This window comes from Brevirhabdus pacifica (assembly GCF_002797755.1).
GTDB classification, from domain to species: domain Bacteria; phylum Pseudomonadota; class Alphaproteobacteria; order Rhodobacterales; family Rhodobacteraceae; genus Brevirhabdus; species Brevirhabdus pacifica.
On record NZ_PGFI01000003.1, the window covers coordinates 1 to 6750 of the forward strand.

Annotated in this window: 6 protein-coding genes and 1 pseudogene; 5 read left to right on the forward strand and 2 right to left on the reverse strand. The window is 62.0% G+C overall.

Annotated elements, in window-relative coordinates; translation table 11 throughout:
- The first annotated feature begins 168 nt into the window (after window positions 1-168).
- The 4 genes and pseudogenes from CLV77_RS00080 to CLV77_RS16635 all read left to right on the forward strand — a co-directional run bounded on the left by CLV77_RS00080 (window position 169) and on the right by CLV77_RS16635 (window position 3693).
- Window positions 169-1803 (forward strand): Mu transposase C-terminal domain-containing protein, encoded by a 1635-nt coding sequence (locus CLV77_RS00080; protein ID WP_037239331.1) that lies wholly within the window; start codon window positions 169-171, stop codon window positions 1801-1803.
- Window positions 1804-1819: 16 nt separating this feature from the next.
- Window positions 1820-2686: a TniB family NTP-binding protein gene (locus CLV77_RS00085; protein WP_051922089.1), complete on the forward strand. Its 867-nt coding sequence runs from the start codon at window positions 1820-1822 to the stop codon at window positions 2684-2686.
- Window positions 2687-2766: 80 nt separating this feature from the next.
- Window positions 2767-3150 (forward strand): annotated as a pseudogene (locus tag CLV77_RS16925) (TniQ family protein); the annotation flags it as partial.
- Between the two features lie 264 nt (window positions 3151-3414).
- The gene (locus tag CLV77_RS16635) at window positions 3415-3693 is read left to right on the forward strand and encodes a hypothetical protein (RefSeq protein ID WP_244901581.1); all 279 of its coding nucleotides are present in this window, start codon (window positions 3415-3417) and stop codon (window positions 3691-3693) included.
- Between the two features lie 16 nt (window positions 3694-3709).
- Here CLV77_RS16635 and scpB read toward each other — a convergent pair whose 3' ends face one another.
- Together scpB and CLV77_RS00100 are read right to left on the reverse strand one after the other, a co-directional pair.
- Window positions 3710-4321, reverse strand: coding sequence for an SMC-Scp complex subunit ScpB (scpB, locus tag CLV77_RS00095; RefSeq protein WP_037240140.1), 612 nt, complete (start codon window positions 4319-4321; stop codon window positions 3710-3712).
- Between the two features lie 47 nt (window positions 4322-4368).
- Window positions 4369-5253 carry a DUF1403 family protein gene (locus tag CLV77_RS00100; protein WP_037239259.1) on the reverse strand — a complete coding sequence of 295 codons (885 nt, stop codon included), beginning with the start codon at window positions 5251-5253 and terminating at the stop codon, window positions 4369-4371.
- A 126-nt stretch (window positions 5254-5379) separates the two neighbouring features.
- On the opposite strand from CLV77_RS00100, the gene CLV77_RS00105 reads away from it, so the two are divergent.
- Window positions 5380-6519, forward strand: a complete 1140-nt coding sequence (locus CLV77_RS00105) for a tyrosine-type recombinase/integrase (RefSeq protein WP_231582182.1) — start codon at window positions 5380-5382, stop codon at window positions 6517-6519.
- Window positions 6520-6750: the final 231 nt, after the last annotated feature.

Genomic DNA, 6750 nt, shown 5'->3' on the forward strand with positions numbered 1-6750 from the left:
TGTCGCATTTTCTTCACCATTTCAGCACATGATTATTACGTGATTTCTGGATGATACGGGGTAAGCACACATCATTTTTCAGCTTAAGGCTTCAATTTTGGCTACGTATTTCAGCAAGTGGCCGCCCTGTTGGCGCATGACCCAGCCGGTCTCGGAAGTTTCATATCGATGACGTCCGGCGAAGCGCATGCCTCGGATGAAGCGTGGGCCAAGGCGACGCGTACCGCGCGCGAGTTGGACCGGATTCTTGACGGAGCGGCGCCGGTGCGTGAGGCCGTGATGCGCGCGGCATCCGAGCTGCGGCTCTCGACACGCCAAGTCTACAACTATCTGGCGCGGTATCGGGAAGAGCGCAGGGTATCGTCCCTTCTGCCGCGAAGGAGTGGAACAAGACAACCAAGGATCAACCCCGCAGTCGAGAACATCATCGCGGTGACCCTGCGGGAGATGTGGTTGCGCCCGGAGCAGCCGGACCTTGCACCGATCGTTGAAGAGATCCGCACCCGCTGCGCAGAGGAAGGGCACACTCCACCCGCCTATGTCACTGTCGCCCGGCGGATCCCCATTCTGTTCGCCCCGGAAGAAATTGCCCGCCGCCGCCTGTCGGATGGTAAACACCTGCACCGGCTGAAGCCGCGACCGGGCTACATCCGGGCTAACCACGCGCTCGACGTTGTCCAGATCGATCACACGCCGGCAGACATCCAATTTGTTGAGGTGATTGATGACCACGGTGTCTTCGTTGGTCGTCCCTATCTGACCATCGCTGCAGATGTGGCCACGAGCGCGATCATCGGCTTCTGCCTGACCCTCGAGCGGCCGTCACGACTGTCTGTCGCGCTTTGTCTGGCGCACGCGATGTGCTGCAAGATTGACTGGCTGGCAGAACGCGGTATCGATCATGCCTGGCCGATGCACGGTCGCCCGAAGCAAATCGTCGTCGATTCCGCCAAGGAGTTCCAGAGCAGCACCTTCAGCAGAGGATGCGCGGACTATGGCATCGCCATACGCATGCGGAACAAGGGCACCGTGCATCGGGGCGGAGTCGTGGAACGCCTGCTTGGGAAAGTGAACACCGCGCTACGCGCCTTGCCCGGCAAGACGGGGCGTTCCATCGCGGATCGGGGCGACTATGCCTCGGAAGCGCGGGCACGGCTCAGCTTCGCGGATCTTGAACGCTGCATCGCGCTCGCGATCATCGACCACAACCTGAGCCAGAATGCGCGCAGGCTGACCGTTCCGGCGAAAGAGTGGGAAGATCGGTTCCAGCCGAAGGACCGGCCTATCGATGCGCCTGTCGATGTGCTGCTGAATTTCCTGCCACGCAAGACGCGGAAAATTTCACCTCAGGGCATCAGTCTCTTCGCCATCGACTATTTCGAGCCCTGGCTTGGCCCGCTGGTTGCGCGTCGTGACCGGCTGGAGCCGCTGGATCTGTGCTATGATCCTCGCGACATCAGCCATGTCTACGTCAAGGATCCGGATACGCAGGCCTGGCGGCCGGTCAGGCGACGGGACGGACTGGCCGAGCCGATCACGCTTTGGCAGCACCAGGCGGATCGACAGCAGCGGCGTGAAATCCAGCGGCGCCCTGTGCAGGAGGCATCAGCCATCCGACGCGAAATCGCAGCCACTGCTGCCGCCGCCAAAACCCCCAAAAGCCGGTTGAAGGAGATGACCCGCGCCCGGCATGCCACCGAGGCAAAGAAGCCTTATGCCGACTTCGCCGCGCCTTCCGTCCCGACCCAAGAAAAGCTCGATCCGGATCGCCCTCGGCGGGTCTTCCCTGTCGAGGATTGGTAGGGTGCCGGATCACCTCATGCCCGCCATAATCCCGCTCTTGCAGGCCGATGACGCAGTGCGGATCGCCCATGTTCGCGCGCCGCGCTGGATCAGCCATCCGGCCGCCGGCGCGGCGCATGACGCGATGCGACTGCTGCTCGAGCGACCGCCATCGCTGCGCCCACGCGGTTTGCTGCTTGCCGGTCCCTACCACAACGGCAAGACCATGATCGCCGAACGCTTCGCCATCGAACATCTGCGTACCGCCGACCAGCAAAAGGTGTGGGTGATCCAGACCCGGGAAGGTGCAGGCCTGTCGCATTTCTATGCCAGCATCCTGTCCGGATTGCGCGCGCCACAAGCCGCGGGCTGGCGCAGCCTGTCCCGCGCCGGCGATCAGGTCGATCATCTTCTGGAGCGCCTGAAGCCGCGCCTTTTGATCTTCGACGAGTTCCACAGCGCATTGCGCGGGCGGCGCCAGGATGTGAAGGCCATCTTCTCGTTCTTGCGGCGGATCGCACGGGTGCATGACATCTCACCAGTCCTTGTCGGCGAAATCGCGATCTACGATGCGGTGCATGACACCGACGAAATGGGCTCACGTTTCGATACGATCCCCATTCCACGATGGCCGTATGACGAGGAATTCGCGACGCTTCTCGACAGCCTGGAAGCCAGTCTGCCGCTCGCCGACACCTCCGATCTGTCGCGCGAACCCTTGGCGAAGATCATCCATGATCTGTCAGAGGGGCTGATCGGCGAGGTTGTCGAGATCGTCACCCGTGCCGCAGTGGCGGCAATCTCGCGCGGTGAGGGCCGGATCACGGGCGCAACCCTGTGGGACCTCGGCTATGTGCCTCTCTCGAGGCGCCGTAATTCCGCTTTGCGTCACGATATGACATGAGGTTTGGGCCGACCGAGATATCCGTCACATCTGCAGAGCGGTATGAAAGTGTGGCGGGAAGCCGTTGGCCAGTGAGCATTATGCCCGCACCAGGTGAACTTCTGTCGAGTTGGCTGCACCGCCTCGCCTACGCGAACGGCATACCTCCGCACTATTTTGGCACGCTTCTCGGAGCGCCGGGTGAGAACTGGTCGGCGCGGCTTGATCGGGCGTTGCCCGATCGCATCCTGCAGTTTCTGCGAGAGCATACCGGCATACCCGTGGAAGACATCGCGGCTCTGACCATTGCCCCTGACCCTTTGGCTGTGCTGCGTTTGCCCCTGCGGGCATCGCCTCAGCAGAGTTGCGCACCCAGGAGGCAGGTTACCTGGCTGCAGTTCTGTCCCGCTTGTCTGACGGAAGACGAAACGCCCTATTTTCGCCGAGACTGGCGCCTCGCGACACGCGTTTCTTGCTTTCGCCACGGCTGCCGACTTCGGGACAGGTGCCCATCCTGCGGACAAGGATTGGCTCCGTTCAGCCAGAAGCGTCTTGTGCCGCATCAGATCTGCGCCTGGTGCGGCGCGGCCCTCTGCAAACGCATCCGTCCTGCCACCAATGGGGTTCGGCGTCTTGAGCGTCTGATCGACGATCTGCTTCGTCTGCAGGCATCAGGGCATCGAATGGCAGAGGGGCGATCACTCCCGGACCTTCTTGGATCAGCCTGCTTTCAATTTAGTCGACGGCCAATGTCCATCGCGCGCCTCTCTCATCGGGATCGCTATCAGCTGTTTCAGAAATTGGCGGAAGGGCGGTCGACGCCGTTCGAAAAGAGAAGAAGTTCCGCGATTATCTATTGGAAACGCGTCGTTCAGGCTGCGCCAGCTTGGAGCGGACTGGTCACATCTTTCAGCGATGCCGTCCTGCCTCGGCCCAAAGCTGGGCCTTGCTCTACCACCGCTGGCCCGCATTTGGCGGATCTCGTTCAGGCGGCCGCGCGGCTCGATCAGCAGCGGCAAGCGCTGTAAAAATTCCCGGTGAGTTTCAGGCGCGCGCGGCCAGCCCGGCATCATTCAGCTGTTCAGCATCTGGCAGGTCGCGCAAGCTCTCCAGCCCGAAAGCTGCGAGGAACGCGTCTGTGGTCACGAAGGTATAGGGGGCACCACGACGCGGCGCGCGCGGCCCAGTTCCAATCAGACCCTGCGCATGCAGCCTTCCGATCAGGTCCCGGCTGATCTCTTTGCCAAAGATGTCTTTGAGCCCATCGCGGGTGATCGGCTGGTGGTAGGCGATGGCCGCCAAAATCGCGACGTCGAACTCGTTCAGGTCCAGCAACTGGTCTCCGACATCCGCTGCGGCGCGGATCGCAGGCGCGTAAACAGGCCGCGTCCGGAACATCCACCCCCCTGCGACCATGGCAATCTCGAACGCCCGCCCTTCCAGATCAGCGGCAAGGTCTTCCAACAGCAGATCAACCGAAGTCCCCTGCCCCACTATGCGCGCCAGATCCTCGCGCGGTACAGGCGAGGCAGAGGCAAACAGCACCGCCTCGATCCGGCGCATCCATTCCCGCCAGCGCAACTCCGGTGGCAGGTCGAGCAACTCGCGATCAAGCTCAGCTTCTGGTCGATCCTTCGACTTCCTTTCCGGTCGCATGTCCGAACCGCGAAACCGGTTCCCACTTTCGCTGTCCATGCTCATGGCTACACCCCGTAGAGCCGGAATGTGTCGCGCCCGGTTAGCTCACGGACCGCGCCGAGATCGACAAGCCGGTCACAGAGCCGCCGCGCCGCGCGGTCCGGCAAAGGCAGGGCACTGGGCGCCACGGCGTCCTGCGTCAGGAATATTTTCACCGCCGCCCCTGCCCCCTTGGCCCGAAGCTTTGGTGCAACTCCTTTCAAAAGCGAAGCCCGACGCGCGAGATCGACAGCCAGACGCGCGGCCTCGACCGCGGATGCGGTCACTGCGCGATGACAGGCTAGGCGCAAATCGTCACCCCGCTTGCGCAGGTCTGTGCGTTTCAAACCCGCGGCCAGCAGCGGCACGACATGATCCCAACCAAGCGCCTGGGCGAGGGCGGCGTCCGCGAGGATCAACGCCGGGACTTCGGCACGGGGTGCCTCCGTCAGGACAGCATCCAGCGCCATCGCGGCACGGGTCACCGGCGCTCCCTTCCCCGTATCGAGCCATGTAGCAATCTGGCCCAACTCCAAGATCGGCAAGGCTCGGCCCAGAGCCTTGATCGACACCGGCCGCTCCACCGCGCGACGCCAGGCAAGGTAAGTTTCCCCCGCGGGACCAGGTAGATCGCCAGGGCGCAGAAGATGAATCGCGTCGCGCAGCTCTGGGGCTCTTTCCGGACGACCAGAAAACCCGGCACATGCCTCGGCCGCTCGCAGCGCCAGCCGATCCCGCAACAAGGCTTTGGGGACCTCTTCGCGTCCCAACACAAGATGCAGGTGGTTCAGCGCCGCGCCTGATAAAAACGCCACATCTTCAAAGGCTTCAGGACGTGCCGAGGTGACCCATGCGGGCATCCGGGGTAGAGTGTCTGTGTCGATGGAGTGTTCCGGTCGGGCAAATGTCATGACTGAAGCCTAAACCATCGCGGCGCTTTGCTCCAGAAAATAGCACAGAAAACGCCTCGCTCTATCTTTTGCCATGATGTCCGATAATCTTGCATTATCGGGCGTAAAAATGATATGCTCGAAAACATGAGCAGTCCTACGAATAACAGCACCAAAATCGAGGATTCCGACGCGTCTGGCGCAGAGATTTCGAGCTCAGCGTCCTATGACTCGTTGAACGGTGACGAACACGACAAGAGAACCTCTCGGGACCGAGCCTCAATCGCCCTGCCCGCCAATGTGGCCGGCTCCGGCGCACTCGACCGGCTGATCGATACCGCCCGTGGCTACGCCGAGGCCTCGACAGCCGGGAACACGAACAAGGCCTATGCGGCCGACTGGAAACACTTCAGCCGCTGGTGCCGGTTGAAAGGCACGGAACCTCTGCCCCCCGCGCCCGAGATGATTGGACTTTATGTGGCTGATCTGGCTGCACCAACCGGGAAGGCCCCTACCCTTTCGGTCTCCACGATCGAGCGCCGTCTCTCGGGGCTTGCCTGGAACTACAGACAGCGCGGGTTCACTCTTGATCGCAAGGACCGGCATATCGCCACCGTTCTGGCCGGGATCAAACGCAAGCATGCGCGCCCGCCGGTCCAGAAGGAAGCGATCCTGCCTGAGGACATCCAGGCCATGGTGGCCACCCTTTCCTACGATCTCCGCGGGCTCCGAGACCGGGCGATCTTGCTTTTGGGCTATGCAGGTGGCCTGCGCCGGTCGGAGGTGGTCTGCCTCGATGTGCATAAGGACGATACACCGGACTCCGGCGGCTGGGTCGAAGTCTTCGACGGCGGCGCCCTGCTCACCCTCAATGCCAAGACCGGATGGCGCGAGGTTGAGGTCGGGCGTGGCTCAAGCGGCCAGACCTGTCCCGTCCACGCGCTTGAGCAATGGCTACACTTTGCGAAGATCGACTTTGGGCCGGTCTTCGTGCGCACCTCGCGGGACGGCAAGCGTGCCCTCGAGTCCCGCCTTTCCGACAAGCACATAGCGCGACTGATCAAGGCAACCGTTATGAAGAGTGGCATCAGATCCGATTTGCCGGAAGCCAAACGGTTGGCAATGTTCTCGGGGCATTCCTTGCGTGCCGGGCTCGCCTCGTCGGCAGAGGTTGATGAGCGCTATGTTCAAAAGCAACTCGGACATGCGTCGGCCGAGATGACCCGGCGCTATCAGCGCAGGCGCGACAGGTTCCGGGTGAACCTGACCAAAGCCGCAGGGCTGTGAAGCTCAGGATTCTTGACCCATTGGTGAAGCGCTAAGGTGAAATTCCAGCGCTTCAGTTTCAGCTTACTGCTTCAATTGAAATCGGGAACTAAACGCGACAGCGCCCGAGGATGCTGTCTTCTCGAGAGCGATGGAGCGCCTCTCGTGGGCTTCAGCCCATAGATACAAGGCTTCCCGAACTCAGCGCGACGAGGGAAACACCCCTTGCGCGCGTTTGCAAACGGTCGTTTA

Coding starts and splice junctions, on each gene's coding strand:
- CLV77_RS00080 (WP_037239331.1), top strand. CDS start 169: ATGACGTCCGGCGAAGCGCATGCCTCGGATGAAGCGTGGGCCAAGGCG.
- CLV77_RS00085 (WP_051922089.1), top strand. CDS start 1,820: ATGCCCGCCATAATCCCGCTCTTGCAGGCCGATGACGCAGTGCGGATC.
- CLV77_RS16635 (WP_244901581.1), top strand. CDS start 3,415: ATGTCCATCGCGCGCCTCTCTCATCGGGATCGCTATCAGCTGTTTCAG.
- scpB (WP_037240140.1), bottom strand. CDS start 4,321: ATGCGACCGGAAAGGAAGTCGAAGGATCGACCAGAAGCTGAGCTTGAT.
- CLV77_RS00100 (WP_037239259.1), bottom strand. CDS start 5,253: ATGACATTTGCCCGACCGGAACACTCCATCGACACAGACACTCTACCC.
- CLV77_RS00105 (WP_231582182.1), top strand. CDS start 5,380: ATGAGCAGTCCTACGAATAACAGCACCAAAATCGAGGATTCCGACGCG.